Annotated in this window: 18 protein-coding genes; 3 read left to right on the forward strand and 15 right to left on the reverse strand. The window is 71.7% G+C overall.

Annotation, left to right across the window (positions count from 1 at the left end):
* Positions 1-31 precede the first annotated feature (31 nt).
* Positions 32-1,537 carry a glutamate synthase subunit beta gene (locus tag ACWEVP_RS22950; RefSeq protein WP_452064598.1) on the reverse strand — a complete coding sequence of 502 codons (1,506 nt, stop codon included), beginning with the start codon at positions 1,535-1,537 and terminating at the stop codon, positions 32-34.
* The gene (gene gltB, locus ACWEVP_RS22955) at positions 1,530-6,083 is read right to left on the reverse strand and encodes a glutamate synthase large subunit (RefSeq protein WP_452064599.1); all 4,554 of its coding nucleotides are present in this window, start codon (positions 6,081-6,083) and stop codon (positions 1,530-1,532) included. Before gltB ends, ACWEVP_RS22950 begins: the two co-directional genes overlap by 8 nt.
* Positions 6,084-6,394: 311 nt before the next feature.
* Between gltB and ACWEVP_RS22960 the strand changes: the two genes are divergently transcribed.
* Positions 6,395-7,180: an SDR family oxidoreductase gene (locus ACWEVP_RS22960; protein WP_452064600.1), complete on the forward strand. Its 786-nt coding sequence runs from the start codon at positions 6,395-6,397 to the stop codon at positions 7,178-7,180.
* A 3-nt stretch (positions 7,181-7,183) separates the two neighbouring features.
* Here the strand turns inward: ACWEVP_RS22960 and lgt are convergent, their stop codons facing one another.
* Genes lgt through ACWEVP_RS22980 form a run of 4 tightly spaced genes read right to left on the reverse strand, consistent with a single transcriptional unit; the run spans position 7,184 to position 11,939 of the window.
* Complete coding sequence (gene lgt, locus ACWEVP_RS22965; RefSeq protein WP_452064601.1) at positions 7,184-8,206, reverse strand: prolipoprotein diacylglyceryl transferase; 1,023 nt, start codon at positions 8,204-8,206, stop codon at positions 7,184-7,186.
* 18 nt (positions 8,207-8,224) lie between these two features.
* Positions 8,225-9,394, reverse strand: a complete 1,170-nt coding sequence (locus ACWEVP_RS22970; RefSeq protein WP_452064602.1) for a M20 metallopeptidase family protein — start codon at positions 9,392-9,394, stop codon at positions 8,225-8,227.
* Positions 9,391-10,515 (reverse strand): amidohydrolase family protein, encoded by a 1,125-nt coding sequence (locus tag ACWEVP_RS22975; protein ID WP_452064603.1) that lies wholly within the window; start codon positions 10,513-10,515, stop codon positions 9,391-9,393. The genes ACWEVP_RS22970 and ACWEVP_RS22975 overlap by 4 nt, the downstream gene beginning before the upstream one ends.
* Positions 10,512-11,939, reverse strand: a complete 1,428-nt coding sequence (locus tag ACWEVP_RS22980; protein WP_452064604.1) for an APC family permease — start codon at positions 11,937-11,939, stop codon at positions 10,512-10,514. Before ACWEVP_RS22980 ends, ACWEVP_RS22975 begins: the two co-directional genes overlap by 4 nt.
* A gap of 50 nt (positions 11,940-11,989) precedes the next feature.
* On the opposite strand from ACWEVP_RS22980, the gene ACWEVP_RS22985 reads away from it, so the two are divergent.
* On the forward strand, positions 11,990-13,348 hold the full coding sequence (locus tag ACWEVP_RS22985) for a glutamine synthetase (RefSeq protein WP_452064605.1): 1,359 nt from the start codon (positions 11,990-11,992) through the stop codon (positions 13,346-13,348).
* On the opposite strand, the gene ACWEVP_RS22990 is transcribed toward ACWEVP_RS22985, so the two are convergent.
* From ACWEVP_RS22990 to ACWEVP_RS23025, 8 genes are all read right to left on the reverse strand, one after another.
* Positions 13,301-13,984 carry a peptidoglycan recognition protein family protein gene (locus tag ACWEVP_RS22990; protein WP_452064606.1) on the reverse strand — a complete coding sequence of 228 codons (684 nt, stop codon included), beginning with the start codon at positions 13,982-13,984 and terminating at the stop codon, positions 13,301-13,303. The two genes, ACWEVP_RS22985 and ACWEVP_RS22990, sit on opposite strands and share 48 nt — an antisense overlap.
* A gap of 46 nt (positions 13,985-14,030) precedes the next feature.
* Entirely contained in the window at positions 14,031-14,579 is a 549-nt protein-coding gene (locus tag ACWEVP_RS22995) for a Uma2 family endonuclease (RefSeq protein ID WP_452064691.1), read from the reverse strand.
* Between the two features lie 75 nt (positions 14,580-14,654).
* A complete protein-coding gene (locus ACWEVP_RS23000; RefSeq protein ID WP_452064607.1) occupies positions 14,655-15,032 on the reverse strand; it encodes a MerR family transcriptional regulator in 378 nt (125 codons plus the stop codon).
* A gap of 34 nt (positions 15,033-15,066) precedes the next feature.
* A complete protein-coding gene (trpA, locus tag ACWEVP_RS23005) occupies positions 15,067-15,858 on the reverse strand; it encodes a tryptophan synthase subunit alpha (protein ID WP_452064608.1) in 792 nt (263 codons plus the stop codon).
* A complete protein-coding gene (gene trpB / locus ACWEVP_RS23010; protein WP_452064692.1) occupies positions 15,855-17,084 on the reverse strand; it encodes a tryptophan synthase subunit beta in 1,230 nt (409 codons plus the stop codon). Before trpB ends, trpA begins: the two co-directional genes overlap by 4 nt.
* Complete coding sequence (gene trpC, locus ACWEVP_RS23015; RefSeq protein ID WP_452064609.1) at positions 17,063-17,872, reverse strand: indole-3-glycerol phosphate synthase TrpC; 810 nt, start codon at positions 17,870-17,872, stop codon at positions 17,063-17,065. The genes trpB and trpC overlap by 22 nt, the downstream gene beginning before the upstream one ends.
* Before the next feature lie 124 nt (positions 17,873-17,996).
* Complete coding sequence (locus ACWEVP_RS23020; protein ID WP_452064693.1) at positions 17,997-18,524, reverse strand: Trp biosynthesis-associated membrane protein; 528 nt, start codon at positions 18,522-18,524, stop codon at positions 17,997-17,999.
* A 34-nt stretch (positions 18,525-18,558) separates the two neighbouring features.
* Entirely contained in the window at positions 18,559-20,115 is a 1,557-nt protein-coding gene (locus ACWEVP_RS23025; protein ID WP_452064610.1) for an anthranilate synthase component I, read from the reverse strand.
* 54 nt (positions 20,116-20,169) lie between these two features.
* Between ACWEVP_RS23025 and ACWEVP_RS23030 the strand changes: the two genes are divergently transcribed.
* The gene (locus tag ACWEVP_RS23030) at positions 20,170-20,817 is read left to right on the forward strand and encodes a TetR/AcrR family transcriptional regulator (protein WP_452064611.1); all 648 of its coding nucleotides are present in this window, start codon (positions 20,170-20,172) and stop codon (positions 20,815-20,817) included.
* Here ACWEVP_RS23030 and ACWEVP_RS23035 read toward each other — a convergent pair.
* Positions 20,798-21,748, reverse strand: a complete 951-nt coding sequence (locus tag ACWEVP_RS23035; RefSeq protein ID WP_452064612.1) for a hypothetical protein — start codon at positions 21,746-21,748, stop codon at positions 20,798-20,800. The two genes, ACWEVP_RS23030 and ACWEVP_RS23035, sit on opposite strands and share 20 nt — an antisense overlap.
* Positions 21,749-21,823: the final 75 nt, after the last annotated feature.

Consider the following 21,823-nt stretch of genomic DNA (forward strand, 5'->3'; position numbering starts at 1 on the left):
CCAGCGGCGAGGGGGCTTTCGGAGCCGGAAATCAGACGACGGCGAGGGGCAAAGCCGTCGGGTGGACCGGGGCCGGGAGGTCCGACGCCCCGGTCAGGAACGCGTCGACCGCGTTGGCCACCGAACGGCCCTCCGCGATCGCCCACACCACCAGCGACGCGCCGCGGTGGGCGTCGCCGCAGACGAACACCCCCGGGGTCTCCGTCTGCCAGTCCGCGCCGCACGACAGCGTGCCGCGCTTGGTCAGCGACAGGCCCAGCCCGTCCAGCAGCGGCATCTCCTCGACGCCTTCGAAGCCGATCGCCAGCAGGACCAGGTCCGCGGGCAGCGTCTCGACCTCGTCGTTGACCGGGATCACCTCGCGGCGGCCGGTCGCCGGGTCCTTCTGCACCTTCACCTGCTGGAGCTCCACCGCCGTGACGCGGCCTTCGGAACCGACGAACCGCTTGACCGCCACCGCGAACTTCCGCTCGCCCGCCTCCTCGTGCGCCGGGTACGTGCGCAGGATGTAGGGCCAGGTCGGCCACGGCGACCGCTCGTCGTCCCTCGCGGACGGAGGCATCGGGTACTGGTCCAGCTGCGTCACCGAAAGCGCGCCCTGGCGGGTGGCCGTGCCGTAGGAGTCGGCGCCGGTGTCGCCGCCGCCGATGATCACGACGTGCTTGCCCTTCGCGTCGATCGACGGCGGGCCGTCGCCCTCGACGAACTTGTTGGCCGGCACCAGGTGTTCCATCGCCAGGTGGATGCCGGCCAGCTCGCGGCCCGGCGTCGTCGTGTCGTCGCGGCCGCGCAGCGCGCCGACCGCGAGCACGACGGCGTCGTACTGCTCGCGCAGTTCCTCCACCGACAGGTCGACGCCGACCTCGCAGCCGGTGACGAACCGGGTGCCTTCCTTGCGCAGCTGCGCGAGGCGCCGGTCGAGGACCTTCTTCTCCATCTTGAACTCGGGGATGCCGTAGCGCAGCAGGCCGCCGAGGCGGTCGTCGCGCTCGAACACCGTGACCTCGTGGCCGGCGCGCGTCAGCTGCTGGGCGGCGGCGAGCCCGGCCGGGCCGGAGCCGACGACCGCGACGCGCTGCCCACTGGGCACTTCGGACACCTGCGGCTGGACGTAGCCCGCTTCCCAGGACTGGTCGGCGATCGTCTGCTCGACGCGCTTGATCGCGACCGGGCCGCCCGACAGCGGCGAGATCGACAGCACGCAGCCCGCCTCGCACGGGGCCGGGCACAGCTTCCCGGTGAACTCGGGGAAGTTGTTGGTGGCGTGCAGCCGGTCGCTCGCCGCGGCCCAGTCGCCGCGGCGGACCAGGTCGTTCCACTCCGGGATCAGGTTGCCCAGCGGGCAGCCGGAGCCCCCGGAGTGACAGAACGGGATGCCGCAGTCCATGCACCGCGACGCCTGCTTGCGCACCTTTTCGTTGCGCTCCCCGGAATCGACGTCGGCGTAGACCTCGCCCCAGCTCGCCAGCCTGTCCTCTTTGGACTTCTTCTTCGGCTCTTCGCGGTCGTACTTCAGGAAACCGGTCGGGTCAGCCACGAGCGGCCTCCATGATCGCCTCGTCGACGTCGCGGCCGGCGGCGCGGGCCGCCTTCGCCGCGTCCAGGACCCGCTGGTAGTCGCGCGGCATCACCTTCGTGAACGCCACGGAGCGGCGCGGCCAGTCGCCGAGCAGCGAGGCCGCCACCGCGGAGCGGGTGAGATCGTAGTGCTGTTGCACGGTTTTCTTGAGCCAGGCGAGGTCGTCCGCGCTCGGCTTGAGCAGGTCCACCATGTCCTGGTTGACCTTCTTGGCGTCGACGTCGAGCAGGAACGCGATGCCGCCGGACATGCCGGCCGCCAGGTTCCGCCCGGTCGGGCCGAGCACCACCGCGCGGCCGCCGGTCATGTACTCGAAGGCGTGGTCGCCGACGCCCTCGGCGACGACCGTGGCGCCGGAGTTGCGGACGCAGAAGCGTTCGCCGACCTGGCCGCGCAGGAAGATCTCGCCGCCGGTGGCGCCGTAGGCGATCGTGTTGCCCGCGATCGTCTGCGCCTCGGCGGCGAAGGCCGCCTCCGGGTCGGGGCGGACGACGATCCGCCCACCGGACAGGCCCTTGCCGACGTAGTCGTTCGCGTCGCCGACCATGTCCAGGGTGATGCCACGCGGCAGGAACGCGCCGAGCGACTGGCCCGCCGACCCGGTGAGCGTGACGTTGATCGTGCCCTCGGGCAGGCCGTCCCCGCCGTAGCGGCGGGTGATCTCCGAGCCGAGCAGCGTGCCGACGGTCCGGTTGACGTTGCGCACCGGCATTTCGATGTTGACGTGGTGCGCGTCTTCCAGGGCCGCCTCGGCGAGCTGGATGAGCGTGCGGTCCAGGGCGTGCTCGAGGCCGTGGTCCTGGCCGCGGGTGCGTCGCTTGGCGCCGCCGTACGGAGTCTCCGAGGGCATCTCGAAGATCGGCGCCAGGTCCAAACCGGACGCCTTCCAGTGGTCGACGGCCTCGTCGGTGTTCAGCAGCTCGGCGTGGCCGATGGCTTCGTCGAGGGTGCGGAAGCCCAGCGCTGCCAGGGTTTCCCGGACCTCTTCGGCGACGAACTCGAAGAAGTTGACCACGTGCTCGACCTGGCCGGTGTAGCGCTTGCGCAGTTCCGGGCTCTGCGTGGCGACGCCGACCGGGCAGGTGTCGAGGTGACAGACGCGCATCATGATGCAGCCCGCGACGACGAGGGGGGCCGTCGCGAAGCCGTACTCCTCGGCGCCGAGCAGCGCCGCGATGACGACGTCGCGCCCGGTCTTCATGGCGCCGTCCACCTGCACGGTGATCCGGTCGCGCAACCCGTTGAGCAGCAGCGTCTGCTGGGTCTCGGCGAGGCCGATCTCCCACGGCGTGCCCGCGTGCTTGAGCGAGTTCATCGGGGACGCGCCCGTGCCGCCGTCGTGGCCGGAGATGAGCACGACGTCGGCGTGGGCCTTGGACACCCCGGCCGCGACCGTGCCGACACCCAGCGAGGACACCAGCTTCACGTGGATGCGGGCGTGCTCGTTGGCGTTCTTGAGGTCGTGGATCAGCTGGGCGAGGTCCTCGATGGAGTAGATGTCGTGGTGCGGCGGCGGCGAAATGAGGCCGACGCCCGGCGTCGAGTGCCGGGTGCGCGCGATCCACGGGTACACCTTGTTCGGCGGCAGCTGGCCGCCCTCGCCGGGTTTCGCGCCCTGCGCCATCTTGATCTGGATGTCGTCGGCGTTGACCAGGTACTCGCTCGTCACGCCGAACCGTCCACTCGCGACCTGCTTGATCGCGCTGCGACGTTCGGGGTCGTAGAGCCGCTCGGGGTCCTCGCCGCCCTCACCGGTGTTGGACCGGCCGCCGATGCGGTTCATCGCGATGGCCAGCGTTTCGTGGGCCTCGGCCGAAATCGAGCCGTACGACATCGCGCCGGTGTTGAAGCGCTTGAAGATCGCTTCGGCGGGCTCGACCTCGTCGAGCGGCACCGGCTCGCGGACGCCTTCCTTGAACTTGAACAGACCGCGCAGCGTGCCGCCTTCGCGGTAGAGGCGGTGCACTTCGTCGGTGTACTTGCGGTAGACCTCGTCGCGGCCGGTCTTGGACGCGTGCTGCAGCAGGAACACCGTCTCCGGGGTGAACAGGTGCAGCTCGCCCTCGCGGCGGTAGGCGTACTCGCCGCCGGTGTCGAGTCCACGGTGGACGCGCTCGGTCGGGTTGTCCGGGTACGCGCGGCGGTGCCGGACGGCGACCTCTTCGGCGAGCACCTCGAGCCCGACGCCGCCGAGCTTCGAGGACGTCCCGGTGAAGTACTCGTCGAGCAGGTCCTGGCTCAGGCCCAGGGATTCGAAGACCTGGGCGGCGGTGTACGCGCCGACCGTCGAGATGCCCATCTTGGACATGATCTTCAGGACGCCCTTGACCAGCGCCTGCACGTAGTTGCGGACCGCCTTCGCCGGCTCGATGCCGGTGACCGCGCCCTGCCCGATCATGTCCTCGATGGTCTCGAAGGCCAGGTACGGGTTGACCGCGGCGGCGCCGTAGCCGAGCAGCAGCGCGATGTGGTGGACCTCGCGGGCGTCACCGGATTCGACGACCAGCGCGACGCGCAGGCGTTCCTTGGTGCGGACCAGGTGGTGGTGCACCGCGGAGACCAGCAGCAGCGACGGGATCGGCGCCATCCGGTGGTCGGAGTCGCGGTCGGACAGCACCAGCGTGCGCGCGCCGGCGGCGATCGCTTCGGACGCCTCACGGCGGACGCGCTCGATCGCGCCGGCCAGCGCCTCGGCGCCACCGTCCACTTCGTACAGTCCGGAAAGGACACTGCACGCGAAGCCGGGGAGGTCGCCGTCGTCGTTGATGTGGATGAGCTTGGCCAGCTCGTCGTTGTCGATGACGGGGTACGGCAGCTTCAGGTGCCGGCAGGAGGCCGGGCCGGGGGCCAGGAGGTTGCGCTCCGGGCCCATGATCCGCGCCATGCACGTGACGAGCTCTTCGCGGATCGCGTCCAGCGGCGGGTTGGTCACCTGGGCGAAGTTCTGCTTGAAGTAGTCGTAGAGCAGCCGGGATCGCTGGGACAGCACCGCGGGCGGGGTGTCCGAGCCCATCGAGCCGATCGGCTCCGCGCCCTTCTCGGCCATCGGCGCGAGCAGGATCTTCAGCTCTTCTTCGGTGTAGCCGAAGGAAAGCTGGCGGCGCAGCACCGAGTCGTGGCTCTGCACGACGTGGTCGCGGTCGGGCAGCTCGGCGATCTTCAGCAGGCCCGCGTGCAGCCAGCCCTCGTACGGGAGCTTGCCGGCGAGCGCGGACTTGACCTCTTCGTCGTCCACGATCCGGCCCGCTTCGGTGTCCACGAGGAACATCCGGCCGGGCTTGAGCCGCCCCTTGGCCACGACGTCCTTGGGCGCGACGTCGAGGACGCCGGCCTCGCTGGCGAGCACGACGCGGTCGTCGGCCGTGCGCCACCAGCGCGCGGGGCGCAGGCCGTTGCGGTCCAGGACCGCGCCGACCAGGGTGCCGTCGGTGAAGGTGACGCACGCGGGGCCGTCCCACGGCTCCATGAGGCTCGCGTGGAACTGGTAGAACGCGCGGCGCTCGGGCTTCATGGTGGAGTGGTTCTCCCACGCCTCCGGGATCATCATCAGCACGGCGTGCGGCAGCGACCGGCCGCCCAGGTGCAGCAGCTCCAGGACCTCGTCGAAGGACGCGGAGTCGGACGCGTCCGGCGAGCAGATCGGGAACAGCCGGGACAGGTCGCCGGGGATGAGGTCGGACTCCAGCAGCGCCTCGCGGGCCCGCATGCGGTTGCGGTTGCCGCGGATGGTGTTGATCTCGCCGTTGTGGGCCACGAACCGGAACGGGTGGGCCAGCGGCCACGACGGGAAGGTGTTGGTGGAGAAGCGGGAGTGCACCAGCGCGATGGCGCTTTCCAGGCGTTCGTCACGCAGGTCGGCGAAGAACGCGGGCAGCTGCTCCGGGGTCACCATGCCCTTGTAGACGATCGTCCGCGAGGACAGGGACGGGAAGTAGGTGCCGCAGCCGGAGTTCGCGCTTTCGTGCTCGACGCGCTTGCGCAGGCAGAAGGCGAGCCGGTCCAGCTCCAGGCCGGTTTTCCCGTCCGCCGTCACGAACAGCATGGCGAAGTGCGGCATGACCGAGCGGGCGGTCGGGCCGATGTCGGCGCGGTCGGCGTCGACGGGGACCTCGCGCCAGCCGAGGACCTCCAGTCCTTCTTCGACGGCGATGCGTTCGGCCAGCCCGACGGCCTTGCGGCGCTGCTCGGTGTCGTCGGGCAGGAACGCGATGCCGGCGGCGTAGGCGTGGTGGCCGCGGGAGTCGGGTTCGGGGAGCGCGAAGCCGGCTTCGGCGCGCAGCAGCGTGTCGGGGAGTTGCAGCAGGATGCCGGCGCCGTCGCCGCTGGTGGGTTCGGCGCCGGCGGCGCCGCGGTGGTCGAGGTTGGTCAACGCGGCGAGGCCGTCGGTGACGATTCCGTGGGAGCGCCGCCCGCGGATGTCGGCCACCATGGCCACACCGCAGGAGTCCTGTTCGGTCTCGGGGTCGTAGAGACCCTGCTTGCCGGGGATGGCGGAGAAGATCATGAAGGGACCTCCTTCGTCGTCTGTCGTGCGGGGCCGGGCTACCGGCCGGGGAGCGCACGGGACGACGATGGCCCGCTTGTTAGCGCGACTTTAACACCTGGGAAACATGGCAGCAGCACTTCAGAGCGCCCCGGACGGCGTCGGACGGTAACGATCTGGCTGCGCGGAACGACGTAGTTCCTGATGGGTTCCCGGTAGTTCGTTTTGCTAAGTATACGGCCCGGAAACTCGCGTCAAGCTTAACGTGACGGGCCCGACGCGGCAGCGCGGATTTGTGTCACCGGTCACTAGAACGTGTTACATTTCGCCGCATGATCCTCGATCGGTTCAAGCTCACCGACCAGGTCGCGGTGGTCACCGGCGCCGGAAGGGGAATCGGCGCGGCCACGGCCGTGGCCCTCGCCGAAGCGGGTGCCGACGTGGTCATCGCCTCCCGCACCGCCACCCAGCTCGACGAGGTCGCGGCGCGGGTCGCGGCGGCCGGCCGCCGGGCGATCCCGGTCCCCGCCGACCTCTCCTCGCCGGAAGCGGCGGCGGCACTGGCGTCGACGGCGGTGGCGGAGTTCGGGCGCCTCGACCTGGTGGTCAACAACGTCGGCGGCACGTACCCGCGGCCCCTGCTGGAGTCGACGGTGGACTTCATGGAGGAGGCGTTCCGCTTCAACGTGGCGACGGCGCACGCGCTGACGGTGGCGGCGGCGCCCGCACTGCTGGAGGCGGGCGGCTCGGTCGTCAACATCTCGTCGGTGATGGGCCGGGTGTCGGGCCGCGGCTTCGCGGCGTACGGCACGGCGAAGGCGGCCCTGGCGCACTACACACGCTTGGCGGCGGCGGACCTTGCGCCCCGGGTGCGGGTGAACGCGATTTCGGTGGGGTCGGTGGCGACGTCGGCGCTGGAGATCGTGGTCGGCAACCCGGAGCTCAAGGAGAAGATGGAGGGCGCGACGCCGCTGGGCCGCATCGGCGAGGCCGAGGACATCGCGGCGACGGTCGTGTTCCTGGCGTCCCGGGCGGGCGGGTACGTCACGGGGAAGATCCTCGAGGTCGACGGCGGGCTGCAGGCGCCGAACCTGAACCTGGGCCTGCCCGACCTCTGACGCTCAGCTCTCGTCGGCCTTCTTCGGCTCTTCGGCCGGAGCGGCCTCCTCCGAAGCGGCGGGCTTCTCCGGCGCCGGTGCCTCGGCGGCCACCTTCGCGTGCTCGGGCTCGTCCTCCGAGGCCGCGACCGGCGTCTCGTCCGGACCGACCGCGTCCTTGCTGACCAGCGTCTCCGGCAGCTCCCGCGGCCCGCGCTTGCCCGCGAGCACGAAGTACACCACCGCCGCGACGAACAGCAGGATCGACGTCCACACGTTCACCCGCAGCCCGAGGATGTGGTTCGCGGTGTCCGTCCGCATCATCTCGATCCACCCGCGGCCCACGGTGTAGCCCGCGACGTACAGCGCGAACGCCCGCCCGTGGCCGAGCTTGAAGCGCCGGTCCGCCCACACCACCAGCAGCGCGACCAGCAGGTTCCAGATCAGCTCGTACAGGAACGTCGGGTGGACCGGGCTCTCCGGCAGCGGGATGTGCCCCGTCGCGACGCCGTTCAGCAGGTTGTCCGGGTCCTCCGGGTTGAAGCGCTGGTAGACCTCGAGCCCCCACGGCAGGTCCGTGTGCGCGCCGTAGAGCTCCTGGTTGAAGTAGTTGCCGATGCGGCCGATGGCCTGCGCGACGACGATGCCCGGGGCGATCGCGTCCGCCATCGCCGGCAGCGGGATGCCCTTGCGGCGGCACGCGATGAGCGCGCCCACCGCGCCGAGGGCGATCGCGCCCCAGATGCCGAGGCCGCCGTCCCAGATCGCGAACGCCTTCCAGGGGTTCTTGCCCTCGGTGAAGTACAGCTCGGGGTCGGTGATGACGTGGTACACCCGGCCGCCGACCAGGCCGAACGGCACGGCGAACACCGCGACGTCGATGACCGTGCCCTTGGTGCCGCCACGGGCCACCCAGCGCCGCTCGCCCCACCAGATCGCCACGATGATGCCGGCGATGATGCACAGGGCGTACGCGCGGACGGGGATCGGCCCCAGGTGCCAGACGCCCTGGTCGGGGCTCGGGATCGTCGCGAGGTAGGCGCTCATCACGCGGCCACCGTAGCGCTAGGCCGCCGAAGCCTCCAAGGCGGCCAGGTACCCCGCCACCAGCGCGTGCGCCACCTGGACGACAGCCTGGTCGCGCGGGAGGAACCGTTCGTCGTGCAGGCTGGGCACGCCGGCCGTGTCGCCGAGGCCGACGAACAGCATCAGGCCGCGCGTCCCGCCGCCGCAGTAGTGGGCGAAGTCGTCCGCGCCGAACGACCGGAACCCGTCGTCGACGACGAAGCCGCCGTGGCTCAGCCAGCGCCGCGCCCCCGCCGCGAGCGCCGGGTCGTTGTCCAGCACCGGCTCGCACGGGCTGATCTCCAGCTCGGCGGTGCAGCCGTGGGCCCGCGCCGTGCCGTGCACGATGTCGGCGAGCACCTCCAGGGCCCGGTCGCGGTCCTTCGCGCGCATCAGGCGCAGCGAGCCGAACGCCGTCGCGCTGTTCGGGACGACGTTGGCCGCGGCGCCGGCCTGGATCCGGCCGACCGAGCAGACCGCGCCGAACACCGGGTCGATCCGCCGGGACGCGATCTGCTGGAGGCTCACGACCAGCTGCGACAGCGCCAGGATCGGGTCGCGCAGCAGCTGCGGGTAGCCGGCGTGGCCGCCCTGGCCGTGCAAGGTCACCTCGAACTCGTCGGTGGAGGCGTTGACCGGGCCCGGCACCGCCGCGACGACGCCGTGCGCGATCCGCGGCTGGACGTGCGCGCCGATCACCGCGTCCACCCCGGCCCCGGCCAGCACCCCGGACTCGACGATGTCGAGCGCGCCCGGCGGCGAGGTTTCCTCGCGCGGCTGCAGCAGCGCGAGGATCGGCCGCGGGACGCCGACGCGCAGCGCCGCCCGGCAGACGGCGACCAGCGCGGCCAGGTGGACGTCGTGGCCGCACGCGTGCATGAACTCGTTGCCCGACGCCCACGGCACGCCGGTGCCCTCCAGCACCGGGAGGGCGTCGAGCTCGGCCCGCAGCGCCACGGCCGGGCCCTCGCCGCCGGGCAGGGGGATCGCGCGGCCGGTCTTGGCGACGCGGATGCCGTCGCCGGCCCCGAGCGCGCCGGCGACCAGCCGGGCGGTGTCCTCTTCGTCCCCGGAACCGCGCGGGTCGGCGTGCACCGCGTGCCGCAGCTCGATCGCGGCGGGCAGCTCGTCCTCGATCGCGCCGGTCCAGGCGTCCCACAGGTCACTCACGCGCTCTCCCAGCGGTAGATCCTCTTCGCGTTCTCGTGTCCCACCAAAGCACACAGCCGGACGGCGTCCACTTCGGACATCGCGCCGGCGTCGAGCCCGGCGCGCACGAAGTCCGAAAGTCCCCGCCGGAACAGGGCCGTGCCCAGGTGGTACAGCTCGGCCAGGCCGAACGCGTCGGTGGAGAAGAGGACCTTCCCGAAGGGCGCCAGCTCCAGCAGCTCGGCCAGGATCGCCGGCGCGCGGAACCCCGCGTTGTGGGTGGCGAGCCCGACGTCGACGAACACGTGCTCGAAGACCTGCGCCAGGTAGGCGGCGTTGCGGTGGAACGGGTAGTTGTGCAGCAGGAGGATCGGCACGCCGCGGTCGCGGGTCGCGCGCAGCAGCCCGGTCAGGTGCAGCGGGTCGCAGCGGCGCAGGTCGACATCCGCGTCGCCGTAGCCGACGTGGAACTGCACCGGCAGCCCGAGGTCGAGCCCGGTGAAGACGAGGAACCGGTGCAGCACCTCGTCGGCCAGCCGGCCGCCGCCCGCGGCGAGCCACCGCCCGGCGGCGGCTTCGACCTCGGCCGGCGACGGCCGCTCCCCCGCCAGTTCGAGGCCGACGCGGTAGGCCGCGATCGACTTGAGCCCGACGGCGGTCGCCGCGCGTTTCCCCAGCTCGTCGGCGAACGCGGTGGCGAACCCGTGTGCCGTGCTGCCGCGGATGACCTGCTCGGCGACCTGTTCCAGCCGGACGACGTCGTGCGCGCGGGCGCCGGCCAGCTGCGCGAACTCACCGGTCGTGGTGAGCGCGTCGGGCAGGAAACCGCCGTCCAGCAGGAAGTCGGTCGTGCCGGTGGCCCGCAGGAACCGCCGCGCCACCTCGGCCGCGCCCAGTTCGGCGCGGCGTTCGAGGTAGCCGTCGGGTTCCGCGTGCTCCGGCAGGTCGAGCACGGGTGCGCAGTGTGCGCGCACCGCGAGCCCGATCAGCGAGTCGAAGAGGCTGGTGCCGAGCGGCGACGTCGTGTCCGCCTCGGTGAGCATCGCCTCGAAGCCCGCGCGGTCCACGTCGCCGGTGACGACGCCGTGGCAGTGGTGGTCCACCAGCGGCAGGTCCGCGACGAACGGGAGCAGGTCGGTCATGCGCCTCCGTCCACGGTGGTCAGCCTCTCCCCCACCCTACGAGCGAACCCGGGTGCGGACAGCACCAAGATCACCGCCAGCACCAGCACCGCGCCGGCCACCACCGGGAACCACCGCGCCGCGCCCTCGGTCGGGTAGGGCACGACGTTGACGTAGACGGTGTAGCCGAGCACCGCGAGCGCGCCGATCGGGAACACGAGGTGCCACGCCGGCACGCGCATCCGGCGCTTGACGAACAGCAGCAGGATCGCGCCGACCGTCGTGAGCAGGTAGATCACCAGCAGGATCAGCGTCCCGATCGACCCCGACCACGCGAACGTGTCCGCCGCCGTCGCGCCGAAGAACAGCGCGCACACCACGATGATCAGCGCCGCCGCCACCGTCACGGCCGTCACCGCGGCGACCGGCGTACCCCGCGAGGACGTCCGGCCGAGGCCGCCACCTGCGTCGCGGCCCAGGGCGTAGAGCAGCCGGGAACCGCCGACCACGCAGGCCAGGCAGCAGCCGAACGCGCTGATCGCGGCGCCGACGCTGATGACGTCGCCGACCCACGCGCCCGCGTAGCGGCTGCCGAGGTCGCCGAGCAGGGACGGCGAGTCGTGGAACGCCGTCGCGTCGGTGCCGAACGCCATCATCTCGACGGCGGTGACCACGACGAAGTAGACACCGCCGAAGATTGCCGTGCCGAGGATCGCGCGCGGGATGTTGCGCTTCGGGTCGTGGGTCTCCTCGCCGAGCGTCGCGGCGGCCTCGAACCCGGCGAAGGACAGGAAGCCGAAGACCGCGCCGAGGAACACCCCGGACAGGCCGGTTTCCGGGACGAAGACGTCCATCGTGAAGCGCGCGCCGCCCGGTGCGCCGCCGGCCAGCAGCCGGACCAGGATCACGACCGTGACCAGCAGGATCACCGCGATGGTCGCGCCTTCGACGGCGAGCAGCGTGCTCGTGCCGCGGCGCGCGGGCACCACCGACAGCAGCCACGCGCCGATCAGCGCGACGGCCGTCAGCACGAACGGCCCCCAGGACGGCGGGTCCGGCCAGATGCCCACCTGCGTCAGGAAAGCCGTGCCGAGCGTGCCCGCGGCCGAGCTGGTGACGACCGCGTAGAAGGTGTACGTGCCGAGGAGGCCGATGCCGGAGACGACGCCGGCGCGCGGGCCGAGCGTCGCGCCGACGAACGCGTACACCGATCCCGCGTGCTGGTAGTGCCGGCAGAGCTTGACGAAGCCGTAGGCGACCAGCAGCACGCCGACCGCCGAGAGCAGGAAGGCGAGCGGGACGGCTCGGCCGGCGGCGGCCGCGGTCTGCTGGGGGTTGATGTTGGCGGCCATGCTGGGGGCCATCAACGCCACCGACAGGCCGACGGCCTGCCAGACGGAGAGGGAGCGGCGCAGGCCTGGACGGGTTTCGACGGTGTCTGACACGATCTCCACCTCTTTTCTCGAAGTGTCCAGTGAACATCGACGGGAGCAGGATGAGCCAGCTCGATCGGGCAGAACTCGCACAGCAGGGCGCGCTGCGGGCGGACGCCCTGCGCGCGGCCGGCGTCGAGCTCGTCGCGCTGACCTTCGTGGACAACAGCGGCATCGCGCGCGTCAAGGCCGTCCCGGTGGACCGGCTGTGGTCGGCGGCGGCGTGGGGCGTCGGCGCGTCGAACTCGTTCGACTTCTTCCTGGCCACCGACGACATCACCGACGGCACGTACTCGAAGGGCCCGGTCGGCGACCTGCGGCTGCACCCCGACCTCGACGCGCTCGTGCCGCTGGCCGCGCAGCCGGGCTGGGCGTGGGCGCCGCTCCGCAAGTACGACACCGAAGGCGAACCGCACCCGCAGGACGCGCGGGCACTGGCCGCGGCCGCGGCGGCGCGGGTCGCGGAACTCGGCTACACCGTGCGGACGGCGTTCGAGATCGAGTGGGTGATCACGGCGGCGGACGCGCCGGACGACCCGCGCTCGGCCGCCGCGGGCCCGGCCTACGGTTTCGCGCGGCTGTCCGCCCAGGCTTCGTACTTGCGCGCGCTGGTGTCCACTTTGTCCGCTCAAGGCGTGACGGTGGAGCAGATCCACCCCGAGTACGCGGCCGGGCAGTTCGAGCTGTCGGTGGCGCCGGACGGCCCGGTGCGCGCGGCGGACGTCGCGGTGCTGACCCGCGAGACGATCCGGACGGTGAGCGAGCAGCACGGGCTGCGGGCGTCGTTCACGCCGAAGTTCTCGCCGGACGGCGTGGGCAACGGTGGCCACGTCCACCTGAGCCTGTGGGACGGCGACCGGAACCTGTGCGCCGGCGGCGACGGCCGGTTCGGCCTGACGCCGACGGCGGAGGCGTTCGGCGCGGGGATCTTCACCCGGCTGCCGGCGCTGCTGGCGATCGGCGCGCCGTCGGTGGTCAGCTACCTGCGGCTCGAGCCGCACCACTGGGCCGGGGTGTTTTCGGTGTGGGGCCTGGAAAACCGCGAGGCGCCGCTGCGGCTCGTGCAGGGCCCGGCCGGGCAGCGCGACCGGGCGGCGAACTTCGAGGTCAAGTGCTTCGACCTGACGGCGAACCCGTACCTGGTGGTGGCGGCGCTGCTGTTCGCGGGCCTGGCCGGGCTTTCCGCCGAAGCGTCGTTGCCGGAGCCGGTGGACGTCGACCCGGGCACGCTCCCCTCGGCGGTCCGGCTGCCGACGTCGCTGGCGGACGCGGTGACGGCGTTCGAGGCGGACTCCGCGTTGACATCGGCGTTCGGCGCGGAGTTCGCGACGACGTTGATGGACGTGCGCCGCGGGGAGATCGCCGCGCTGGGCTCACTGCCGCCCGGCGAGCTGTGCGCGCTGATGCGCTACCTGCATTGAGACTTCTTCCCTGAGCTGGGGCAGCTTCGCGTAGAGGCGGTCACCGGGGCACTCGGTGTTGTAGAAGTCGCGGTGGCCCTTGATCTCCTCGACGCCGATGCCGTACTGGCGGCAGATGTGGGCGCAGAGGACGACGAGCGAGGCCCACTGCGCTTCGGGCGGCTCGACGCTGGTGTAGGTGCCTTCGTTCTCGATGCCGATGGCGTTGGTGTTCTGGCCGGGGCAGTGCGCGCCCTGGATCATGGTGGTGCCGCTCTTGAGGGCGTCGAGGCTGCCGTGCCGCCCTTCGAGCCGGTACCCGCCGCGGCTGACGGTGAAGTGCTGGCCGGTGTCGGACCAGCCGTTGTTGTCGATGTGGTCGTGCTGGTCGTCGCGGGCCACCTGAAAGGCGTGGGTCAGGGAGTAGTCGGTGCTGTTGGGGCAGGCGATGTGGTGGACCAGGACGCGGTTCGCGGGGTGGTCGAGGGTGGTGAGGGCATCGGCGGGCGGACGGGCACCCCACTCGGCACAGGAGTAGATCCGCGGTTCGGTGGCGGCTTGGGCCGTCCGCGGGAGGAGAAGCCCGGCGGTTCCGGCGGCGACCAGACCGGCGGCGCCGCGGAGGAAGGTGCGCCGCGGGAGGGGTGCGATGTCCATGGGGTGGATCTTGGGCCGGGCGCGTACAGCTTTCGTACAAAGGCTTTCAGAGGCGGAGGGTGACCGCGAAGGGGCGGGTGAGGTGGAGTTCGCCGTTGTCGCTCTTGGCGATGGGCTCGTAGTCGTCGCCTTGGAGTTCGAAGAGAGTTGCGACAGTCGGCTCGAGTGGCTCCACCAGGAGGTAGAACGGGATCAGCGCCTCGGCGTAGACGGCCCTTTTCAGGATCCGGTCCTGCGTTTTCGTCGAAGGCGAAACGATCTCCGCGGCCAACAGGACCTCGCTCGCCTGGTAAGCCACGGTGTCGGCTCCAGGGCAGTTGACGATGACCAGGTCGGGGGTCAGCAGTCTCCGCGCTGCGAGGCGGACGTTGACCCCGGGCAGCAACTCGGTGCCGTCCGGCAATGCGGGCGCGCAGGCGGTCTGGAGCTTTCCCAGAAGCCGCTGGTGTGCCAGTCCCGGCCACGGGCTGACGAGCAGCATCCCGTCGACGAGTTCGATCCGTTGGAGCATGGTTTGTTCTTCGGGCAGGGCGAGAACTTCGTCGGCTGTCCAGCCGTCCGGTCCTGGCGGCAAGAGGAACGCGTTGTGGATCATCACACGAGGAGTATGCGGACCGCCACCGACAACTCTGGATCAGGTGAAGGGGTCACGCCGGCAGAACAGCGCTGCTCAGCCCGCCGGGGCCAGCTCTCCCGCGCCGCTGTACAGCTGGATCTTGAAGCGGATGTGGTCTTGGTGCTCCTTCAACCGCGCGATCTGCGACGCCACCCTGGCCTCGTGCTCCCGCAGCACGTCGACCCGTTCCTCGCGCGTCGCCTCGCCCGACCGGAGCAGCTCCACGAACCTCAGCATCTCCGCCACCGGCATGCCCGTGTACCTCAGGCAGCGCAGCAGCTGCAGGAACTCCACGTCCTGCTCGGTGAAGAAGCGCCGGCCGCCGGCCGTTCGGCCCACCTCGTGGAGCAGGCCGATGCGCTCGTAATACCGCAGCGTGTCGATCGAGAAGCCGGTCTTTTCGGTCACCTGGGCCGGGGTGTAGGTGGTCACGGCACCCAGCCTCGCACCTGGAGCGCACTCCAGGTCAAGCCGTCGCGACCGCCCGACGGACGCCTTCGGCCAGCTCCGCCGACAACGCGCGCACCCCGGACGTGCCCTCGGCCGCCGCCGTGACCAGGGCCGAACCCACGATCACCGCGTCCGCGAACGACGCCACCTCGGCCGCCTGGTCGCCCGAGCGGACACCCAGACCGACGCCGATCGGCAGCGAAGTGTGCGCCCGCGTGCGGCGGACCAGCTCCTCCGCTCCCGCGCCGACCTGGTCGCGCGCGCCCGTCACACCCATCACCGCGGTCGCGTAGATGAAGCCCGACGACGCGGCTGCCGTCAACGCCAGCCGCTCCTCCGACGACGAAGGCGCCACGAGGAACGTCCGGTCCAGGCCGTGCTCGGAAGATGCGGATATCCACGCACCGGCCTCGTCCGGGATCAGGTCCGGCGTGATCAGGCCGAGCCCGCCCGCCGAAGCGAGGTCGCGCGCGAAGCGGTCCACGCCGTAGCGGTTCACCGGGTTCCAGTACGTCATCACCACGGCCCGGCCGCCGCGGGCCGACACCGACTCGACCACCTCGAACAGGTTCTTGAGGCGGAAGCCGTTGTCCAGCGCGGTCACGGACGCGGCCTGGATGGTCGGGCCGTCCATCACCGGGTCCGAATACGGGACGCCGACCTCGATCAGGTCCGCGCCGCCGTCGACGCACGCCGCGATCAGGTCCTTCGAGCCCTCGACCGTCGGGAAGCCCGCCGGGAGGTAGCCGATCAGCGCGGCCCGGCCCTCCGCGCGGGTCGTCGCGAAGAGGTCGTCGATCCCGCTCACTCGTCCACCAGCCCGAACCACTTCGCCGCCGTGTCCATGTCCTTGTCGCCGCGGCCCGACAGGTTGACGACGATCAGCCCGTCCGGACCCAGTTCGCGGCCCAGCACCAGCGCGCCGGCCAGCGCGTGCGCCGACTCGATCGCCGGGATGATGCCCTCGGTGCGCGAGAGCAGCTTGAACGCGTCCATCGCCTCGGCGTCGGTGACCGGCCGGTACTCGGCGCGGCCGGTGTCCTTCAGCCACGCGTGCTCCGGGCCGACGCCCGGGTAGTCGAGCCCCGCCGAGATCGAGTGCGACTCGACCGTCTGGCCGTCCTCGTCCTGCAGCAGGTAGGTCATCGCGCCGTGCAGGTTGCCCGGGGTGCCCTTCGTGAGCGTCGCGCCGTGGCGGTTGCCCTCGATGCCCTCGCCGCCCGGCTCCAGGCCGACCAGCCGCACGGACGGGTCGTCGTAGAAGCCGGAGAAGATGCCGATCGCGTTCGATCCGCCGCCGACGCACGCCGCGACGACGTCGGGCAGGCGCCCGGTCTGCTCGAGGATCTGCTCGCGGGCCTCGGTGCCGATGACGTGGTGGAAGTTGCGCACCATGGTCGGGAACGGCGCCGGACCGGCGGCCGTGCCGAACAGGTAGTGCGTGGTGTCCGCGTTGGTCACCCAGTCGCGCAGGGCCTCGTTGATCGCGTCCTTCAGCGTCCGCGAACCGGTCTTGACCGGGATCACCTCGGCGCCGAGCAGCCGCATGCGGGCCACGTTCAGCGCCTGGCGCTCGGTGTCGACCTCGCCCATGTAGACGACGCAGTCGAGGTCGAGCAGCGCGCACGCGGTGGCCGTCGCGACGCCGTGCTGGCCCGCGCCGGTCTCGGCGATCACGCGCTTCTTGCCCATGCGCTTGGTGAGCAGCGCCTGGCCCAGCACGTTGTTGATCTTGTGCGAACCGGTGTGGTTCAGGTCTTCCCGCTTGAGGAACACCCGCGCGCCGCCGGCGTGCTCGCCGAAGCGCTTGGCCTCGGTGAGCAAGGACGGGCGGCCCGCGTAGTCCTTCAGCAGGCGGTGGAACTCGTTCAGGAAGTCCGGGTCGTGCCGGGCCTTGTCGTACTCGGTGGCCACCTCGTCGACGACGCCGATCAGCGCCTCCGGCATGAACCGCCCGCCGTACGGGCCGTAGTAGCCCCGCTCGTCCGGGTCGTGCTTGTCGTGCTCTCGGGTCACCGCGAAGGCCTCGGGCAGGCGGGGTGGGATCCGGCGGTGACCAGCTTGACCAGGGCGCCCTTCGGGTCGCCGGACGCGACGAGCCCCTCGCCGACCAGCACCGCGTCGGCGCCGTGACCGGCGTAGGACATCAGGTCGCCCGGGCCGCGGACACCCGACTCGGCGACCTTGTAGACGTCCATCGGCAGGCCGGGGGCCAGCCGCGAGAAGACGTCCCGGTCCACCTCGAGGGTGTGCAGGTTGCGCGCGTTGACGCCGATGACCTTGGCGCCCGCCTCGAGGGCCCGGTCGGCCTCCTCGGCGTTGTGGATCTCCACCAGCGCGGTCATGCCGAGCGACTCGACGCGGTCGAGCAGCGCGACGAGCGCGTTCTGCTCCAGCGCGGCGACGATCAGCAGCACCATGTCGGCGCCGTGCAGGCGGGCCTCGTGCACCTGGTAGGGGCTGACGACGAAGTCCTTGCGCAGGATCGGGACGTCGACCGCCGCGCGGACCGCGTCGAGGTCGGCCAGCGAGCCACCGAAGCGGCGCTGCTCGGTGAGCACGCTGATCACGCGCGCGCCGCCGTCTTCGTAGTCCTTCGCCAGCGCGGCCGGGTCGGGGATGTCGGCCAGGTCGCCCTTGGAGGGGCTGCGCCGCTTGACCTCGGCGATGACGCCGATGCCGGACTCGCGCAGCGCGGACATCACGTCGCGGGGCGCCGGGGCGGCCGCCGCGCGGATCTTCAGCTCGTCGAACGGCAGCACGGCCTCGCGTGCCGCGAGGTCCTCGCGCACGCCGGCGACGATGTCTTCGAGCACGGTCACCGGGCGCCCCCGCCCGGGTACGTGCTCACGGATTCACTCGCAAGGTCGCTCACAAAAACCTTCCCCTTCCCGCCGAAACGATGCTAACCCCCGCATCTGGAGCGCCCGGTTCCGGGTGCGCGCGTTACTCCGAATGCCTCCCCCTCGCGTCCGTCGGATCCTCTCCCTCCGACAGCGCTTCCCACAGCTCGGCGTCCGGATCGCGGACCTTCTTGCGCGTGGCCGGTGCCGCGTACCTGGTGCCCAGCCGCGCCGTCTTGGCCGCGCCTTTGACGGCTGCCAACCCGCCGGCCGCGACGAGAATTCCCCCGAGCACGGCCAGGCCGCGGCCCAGCAGCATCTCGGTGACGGGCAGGCCGTCGGCCCAGCCGGAGAACTTCACGCCGGACACGCCCGACCAGACCGCGGCGACGCCGGCCAGTGCGAGCACGACGCCGAGCACGCGCCGCGCCCAGCCGCCGGTCGCGATCACCCCGGCCACGCCGGCCAAGGCGAGCAGGGCCAGCGGGACGAGGGCCGTCGCGCGCTGCTCGCCGGTCTCGCGGTGGAGCACCGTGCCGCGCACGCCGCCGTCGCGGAACTCCGCGAACCACGTCAGCCGTGACGCGCCCCACAGCGCGAGCGCGCCGAGCAGGAGCGCGACCACGATCATCCACAGTGGACGGCGCGACGGCTTGGCCTCCTCCTCAGACATGCGCGGAGTCCGCGGCCGGGTCGAGGGAGCCCGCGGCGACCATCGTCTGGGCGGCGGCCACGGCCGAGAGCACGGTCCTGGCCTTGTTCAGCGACTCGGTGTCCTCGTAGTCCGGCACCGAGTCGGCGACCACCCCGCCCCCGGCCTGGACGTGCGCGATGCCGTCCTTCACCAGCGCGGTGCGGATCGCGATCGCCGTGTCGGCGTCACCGGCGAAGTCGAGGTAGCCGACGACCCCGCCGTACAGCGCGCGGCGGACCGGCTCCAGCTCCTCGATCAGCTGCATCGCACGCACCTTCGGCGCGCCCGAAAGCGTCCCGGCCGGGAAGCACGCCGTGACCGCGTCGAACGCCGTCTTGCCCTCGGCCAGCTCGCCGGTGACGGTCGACACGATGTGCATGACGTGGCTGTAGCGCTCGATCTGGAAGAAGTCGACGACGCGCACGGTGCCCGGCTTGCAGACCTTGCCGAGGTCGTTGCGCCCGAGGTCGACGAGCATCAGGTGCTCGGCGCGCTCCTTCTCGTCGGCCAGCAGGTCCTTGGCCAGCTGCGCGTCCTCTTCGGGGTCGGCGCCGCGCCAGCGCGTGCCCGCGATCGGGTGCGTGGTCGCGCGGCCGTCCCGCACGGTCACGAGGGATTCGGGGCTGGAGCCGACGATGTCGAAGCCGTCCAGCCGCAGCAGGTACATGTACGGGCTCGGGTTGGACGTGCGCAGCACGCGGTAGATGTCGAGCGCGTCGGCCGCGGTCGGGATCGCGAACCGTTGCGACGGAACGATCTGGAACGCTTCACCGGCCTTGATCGCCTCGACGGCTTTCTCGACGGCCGCGTGGAAGTCCTCCTTGGAGCGCTTCCGGACGAACTCCGGCGCGGGCCGGTCGAAGGCGGCGACAGTGGCCGGCGCGGCCACCTGCAGCTGCTCGGTCATCGCGGACAGCCGGGCGACGGCGTCGTCGTAGGCGGCGTCCACGCGCTCGGGCGAGTCGTCCCAGTTGACGGCGTTCGCGATGAGCGTGACCGTGCCCTCGTGGTGGTCGAACGCCGCGAGGTCGGTGGCCAGGAGCATGGTCAGCTCGGGGATGTCGAGGTCGCGCTCGGCCAGCTCGGGCAGCTTTTCCAGCCAGCGCACGGAGTCGTAGCCGATGTAGCCGACCATGCCGCCGGTGAGCGGCGGCAACCCGGGCAGCGGCTCGGTGTGCAACGCTTCGATCGTTTCGCGCAGGACGGTCAGCGGGTTGCCTTCCGACGGCAGGCCGACCGGCGGGGTGCCGGTCCAGACCGCTTCGCCGTCACGGACGGTCAGCGCCGCCGGGCTGCGGACACCGATGAACGACCAGCGCGTCCAGGAGGCACCGTTCTCCGCGGACTCGAACAGGAACGTGCCCGGCCGGTCGGCGGCGAGCTTGCGGTAGACCCCGATCGGCGTTTCGCCGTCGGCCAGGACCCGGCGCACGACCGGGATCACGCGGCGGCTTTCGGCGAGGGCGCGGAAGTCCTCACGGGACGGGCTGACCGAGCCGGGACCGGACCCGGTGGATGCGCTGACCATGCCCCTCATTGTGCTGCACCCCGGGTTGGGGGATCTCCTGGACCCCTGAATTCAATGATTGTTGAATTCACTGGGGGTGTGCGTCATGATGAGAGCGTGAGCACCACCGAGCCTACTTCGCGGCGCCGCGGGCGGCGCCCCGCCGGTCAGGACACCCGCACGGCGTTGATCGAGGCCGCCAGGGCCGTGTTCGCCGAAAACGGCTACGACGGCGCGACCGTGCGCGCGATCGCCACCCGCGCGGGCGTCGACGCGGCGATGGTCAACCACTGGTTCGGCGGCAAGGAAGGCCTGTTCGCCCAGGCGGTGCTCAAGCTGCCGTTCGACCCCCTGGAGCTGCTGGGCCTCCTGCGCGACGGCCCGGACGACGAGCTCGGCGAGCGCATCGTCCGCACCTTCCTCACCCGCTGGGACAGCGCGGGCGGCGGGGTGTTCGTGGCGCTCATCCGCAGCGTCAGCGGCAACGAACAGGCCGGGCACGTGCTGCGCGACTTCTTCCAGAAGTTCTTCACGGCGCTGATCTCCTCCATCGGCTCGGAGGACGTCCCGCTGCGCATGACGCTGTGCGCGTCCCAGATGGTCGGCATGGGCATGATCCGGTACGTGGCGAGGTTCGAGCCGTTCGCCACCGAGGAGGTCGAGGTGCTGGTGCGCGCGGTGGCGCCGAACCTGCAGCGCTACCTCACGGGCGAGATCGGCTGACCCGCTCCCGGATCGCGTGGACGGCCAGGACGTACGGGCCCTTCTCGTCCCCCACGACCATCGCCTTGCCCCAGCCGCCGACCCAGGCCTGCCGGTTCTTCCAGCCGGCCGACGGCGACAGGGCGAGGGCGCCCCAGGAGCGGCCGAGCGAGACCGCCGTCCCGTCGCGGAACTCCGCGGCCAGGTACCGCCCTCCGCCCAGCCCGTCGGTCACGCCGGCCCGTCGCCACCCGGTGCGCTCGACGGCCCGGATCCGGCGCCGCCAGCCGGCCGCCAGCCCGATCGAGAACGGCAGGCCGAACAGGGCGGCCAGGATCGGGACCATGCCGAAGCTCAGCTGGGCCTCGTCCTCGTTCGATTCGTCCGCGGTGCGCACGCGCGCGGGGTCGGCCGGGTCGTAGACGACGATCACCTCCTCGCCGCCCTGGTAGCGGCGGTCCGATTCCCAGAGGATCCGGTCGGTCCGGTCGCCGTGGCGCACCCAGATGTACGAAGTGCCCCTGGGGCTGGCGTGCACGTGGACGACCACGCCGGGCTCGTGGAAGCCGGTGGCGAGGAGATCCTCGGCGGCGGCGGAGACCAGGGCGACCTGGGTGAACCCGGCCGCGAGCACCACCGCCCAGCCCACGGCGAAGCCCGTCGCGCGACGGGAAACCCGGCGCAGGCGGGCGTCCAGTTCCGGGTGGTCACCGCCGGCGGGATCCGCCGCGGGCAGCCACCGGCCGAAATCCCGGGCGGCGGCCAGCGCGCCGCGGTCGAAGACCCGCAGCCCGTGCCGGCCGATGGCGGCGAACACGAGGCCACCGGCCAGGAGGATCGCGTTGCCCGGCAGGTCGTCGTCGCCGGAAAGGAGCGAGTACACCGTCGCCGCGGCGCCGAGCGTGGAAAGGACCGAAAAGAAGACGACGATACCCACCCAGAGTGCCCGCATGGAGTGATGGTAGGGCCGCTGGCCTGCGTGGACGCTGCGAGAAACGGCATACGACGGAGAGGCAACCGGAACGCC

It is taken from the genome of Amycolatopsis sp. NPDC003865, from assembly GCF_053605345.1.

What these genes read in the sequence shown, in the direction of transcription:
- ACWEVP_RS23020 (WP_452064693.1), bottom strand. Translation starts at nt 18,524, where the DNA reads ATGATCGTGGTCGCGCTCCTGCTCGGCGCGCTCGCGCTGTGGGGCGCG.
- ACWEVP_RS23030 (WP_452064611.1), top strand. Translation starts at nt 20,170, where the DNA reads ATGATTGTTGAATTCACTGGGGGTGTGCGTCATGATGAGAGCGTGAGC.
- ACWEVP_RS22990 (WP_452064606.1), bottom strand. Translation starts at nt 13,984, where the DNA reads ATGGACATCGCACCCCTCCCGCGGCGCACCTTCCTCCGCGGCGCCGCC.
- ACWEVP_RS22975 (WP_452064603.1), bottom strand. Translation starts at nt 10,515, where the DNA reads ATGACCGACCTGCTCCCGTTCGTCGCGGACCTGCCGCTGGTGGACCAC.
- ACWEVP_RS23025 (WP_452064610.1), bottom strand. Translation starts at nt 20,115, where the DNA reads ATGGTCAGCGCATCCACCGGGTCCGGTCCCGGCTCGGTCAGCCCGTCC.
- ACWEVP_RS23035 (WP_452064612.1), bottom strand. Translation starts at nt 21,748, where the DNA reads ATGCGGGCACTCTGGGTGGGTATCGTCGTCTTCTTTTCGGTCCTTTCC.
- ACWEVP_RS22985 (WP_452064605.1), top strand. Translation starts at nt 11,990, where the DNA reads ATGAGCCAGCTCGATCGGGCAGAACTCGCACAGCAGGGCGCGCTGCGG.
- ACWEVP_RS22995 (WP_452064691.1), bottom strand. Translation starts at nt 14,579, where the DNA reads ATGATCCACAACGCGTTCCTCTTGCCGCCAGGACCGGACGGCTGGACA.
- lgt (WP_452064601.1), bottom strand. Translation starts at nt 8,206, where the DNA reads ATGAGCGCCTACCTCGCGACGATCCCGAGCCCCGACCAGGGCGTCTGG.
- gltB (WP_452064599.1), bottom strand. Translation starts at nt 6,083, where the DNA reads ATGATCTTCTCCGCCATCCCCGGCAAGCAGGGTCTCTACGACCCCGAG.
- ACWEVP_RS22960 (WP_452064600.1), top strand. Translation starts at nt 6,395, where the DNA reads ATGATCCTCGATCGGTTCAAGCTCACCGACCAGGTCGCGGTGGTCACC.